We start from the raw sequence: 2,863 nt of genomic DNA, 5'->3' as shown, positions 1-2,863 counted from the left end.
GCTTATGAACATGGTGTTGTCAGACAAAATATAAGTTGATAACAAACAGCAGACCGACTGAATAAGCGGAACGCTGCCGAACATTAGTCGCTTGAAAAATAAAAAAAGAAAATGAGCAAGATAATGATATGGGTCGGTCAATTCGATTCCGAAGCTGACTTTGAGAAATATATGGATCAATCGGCTTTCCGTCAATGGTGGAAAGAATACGATGAAGACAATAAGGAACTTCGTTGCCAGTTCTGTAAAGAGCTTGGTGTAATGGACTATGACGAAGATTCTCTTATTATGAAATATTCTTCTGAAGGACTTGAGAATCTGTTGAATGTTATTCCGGCAGACACAGATAAAATCAAGGAAATACTAAGAGCGAAAAAAATAACTGTCGCAAATGCGGCAATCATGTATAATAGCCATGAGGGTATATCATTGCAGAAAGCGACGAATACCGTATCGGTATCCTTCTTGGGCTCTTTTATTTTTGAACTTAATCCGACTGGTACAACAGCCTCGACTGCCGGTTTGAAATATATGACATGGATTGGGCATACCGATAAAAATGAAACCGAATTTATGGAGTATTTTAATCAAGAGCAATACCTCAAGGAGTTGGAAGCGTATGAATCCGGTCAGAGCAAAAAGCGTCCCAATCCCGAACATCGTTGTCAGTTCTGTAAAGACTTAGGTATAAAATTCTATTATCCAGAGTTTTTAAGAATTAAAATTGACAAAACATGTACAATGAATTCTGTTCAATTAATTCAATCAGTTATAATAGACAATAATGTACTTGATTGTTGGGTTGAAAAATCATTAAATAGAAATGGCCTTAATAATGCCTCAAATAATTGTACTTTCTGCTATATCCCGAATGGTTTTAGAGATAAAAAGAAAAACCAAAAAGTTTTTATTCTTAAAGAAAACATGAAAGGTCATCTTGGCATACCTAAAAAATATGTTGAAGAGATTGCGGACTATAATGGTCTTCGTTACTTATCAACATTTGAATGGGAATAAGCGACTAACAAACAGCAAACCGACTAAAAAGCGGAACGCTGCCAAACATTAGCGTTGATATATGAGAAAAGAAATAATACAAGCAATCATTAAACCATATATGAAAAGCAAGGCATTCCAAAATAAAGGAATGCGTTTTATTAAAGATATGGGATTGTTTCAGATAGAAGTCGAAATTCAAAGCCAACGATATTACAAAGAGGAACATACTGAAAATTTCAGAATAAATTACTTTTTGTTTTGCCGTGAATTTACAGAACTATCGGGTAGGAAATTAAGCTTTGCTGGCGGGAGTATTGCAGAAGAAAAAAGTTCATGGATAAAAATAAATCCTCAAACTGATATAGAGCGATTAAAAAGTTGGCTTTTATGTGAACTTGATTCTATGCTGAATAAGTTGGAAAACAAATATTCCATTGAATATTTGTTAGATATTTGGTCAAAAGATGATACAGACCTTCAATATCCGTTCTTGTTGGCAAAAAATAATCCTAAACGGCTTGATGAATGGACGGACAAAATGAAGTTTGAAATACAAAAATTGGATGCTAAACTTTTGGAGTTATCTTCCGAAAAGTCAGAACAAGAAAAGAGAGATGATTGCTTGGATAAAGAAATGAGATTAGATGGCATTCGTATGAAAATAAACAGATTGGTTTCAAGTAGAAAGAATATATTAGGAACTCTTGATTTTATCCAATCAAACGCTAACAAGGTCGAGAAAACAACTTAACGTTGTCTCTCACCAAACCATTAGCAACTTTACAAACTAAAAAGAATATGAGTAACCAAATAATTTTTGATGTTGACGGACTTATAGAAGCTCAAATCCGTCAGAGAGATAAAGACTATGCGAAAGTCTGTTGTCAGAACTTATTAAACTACGCATACGGAAAGGGGCTTTTGTGTGATAATCCATGTGATAATGAAGGAAACCTAATCATGCCTTCAATTATTAAGGAAAGTTCTTTAACAGAAATTGGTAAACATATTTTTGTTGAATTGCTATTTAAGTGGTTTGCATACACAGATAATGAAAGTGGAAAAATTGACAGAAAAAATAACATCAAAATGTTAGAGAAGTATTACAATCAACTTTTACAAAAGATTGATAGAAAATAGGTTGCTAACAAACAGATGAAACATTGAAGGCGGTTTATCTGCCGGACATTATCCAACAAATAAAATAATAGTAAATATGGAACTAACATTGAATTTGAACTCACGTTTGCAACCCATGCACAGACATGATTTGGAAGATGCTCTTCAAGAAATTCTTGAAAAAATAAATCTGGGAGAAGTAATGGGTGGAGGAACACTACAAAATCCACAAACCGGAGAAATTGAATCTTGTGATATAGAAATTCACTTAAATGATGATAAACAAGATAGTATAAATCGTTTGGTGGAACTTGTTAATAAAATAGGTATTCCCAAAGGTTCAGCATTATTATGTATGGTACCTGAATTTAAGATAGAAGTAGGAACTTTAGAGGGATTGGCTTATTATGGCAATGGAACGGAATTGCCGGATGAAGTTTATGAGAGTTGTGACATCAATCACGTCATTGAGCAGATGACATCAGCTATGGAGAACATAGGTAGCTTTTATAGTTATTGGGAAGGGAATGAATGGACAGCTTTGTATTTTTATGGGACTTCATTTGTTGAAATGAAACAAAAAATAGAACCATTCATTGCTTCTTATCCCTTATGTCAGAAATGCCGAATAGAACAAATTGCGTAATTGGATAACATGCACCTATGCTACCTAACAGTGGAAAGCTGCATCCCATTACAGCTATGGATATAACGAATAGAATTATTGTCGCCTTACTGGAACGAA

4 protein-coding genes are annotated in these 2,863 nt (G+C 34.0%); all 4 read left to right on the top strand.

Translation table 11 applies throughout. The features are described from left to right. Positions 1-111 precede the first annotated feature (111 nt). The 4 genes from DWZ47_RS30050 (at position 112) to DWZ47_RS30035 (ending at position 2,764) form a co-directional block, all read left to right on the top strand. Positions 112-1,017, top strand: coding sequence for an immunity 22 family protein (locus DWZ47_RS30050; RefSeq protein ID WP_009017660.1), 906 nt, complete (start codon positions 112-114; stop codon positions 1,015-1,017). A 61-nt stretch (positions 1,018-1,078) separates the two neighbouring features. After that, entirely contained in the window at positions 1,079-1,750 is a 672-nt protein-coding gene (locus DWZ47_RS30045) for a hypothetical protein (protein WP_117515665.1), read from the top strand. A gap of 47 nt (positions 1,751-1,797) precedes the next feature. Next, the gene (locus DWZ47_RS30040; protein WP_007558989.1) at positions 1,798-2,139 is read left to right on the top strand and encodes a hypothetical protein; all 342 of its coding nucleotides are present in this window, start codon (positions 1,798-1,800) and stop codon (positions 2,137-2,139) included. 76 nt (positions 2,140-2,215) lie between these two features. Next, positions 2,216-2,764 carry a hypothetical protein gene (locus DWZ47_RS30035; RefSeq protein WP_004327350.1) on the top strand — a complete coding sequence of 183 codons (549 nt, stop codon included), beginning with the start codon at positions 2,216-2,218 and terminating at the stop codon, positions 2,762-2,764. The last annotated feature ends 99 nt before the right edge of the window (positions 2,765-2,863 follow it).

The organism is Bacteroides sp. AF32-8BH (genome assembly GCF_003435205.1).
GTDB lineage: Bacteria > Bacteroidota > Bacteroidia > Bacteroidales > Bacteroidaceae > Bacteroides > Bacteroides ovatus.
Note: the sequence above shows the minus strand (reverse complement) of the source record. Positions and strands in the feature narration are given on the sequence as shown.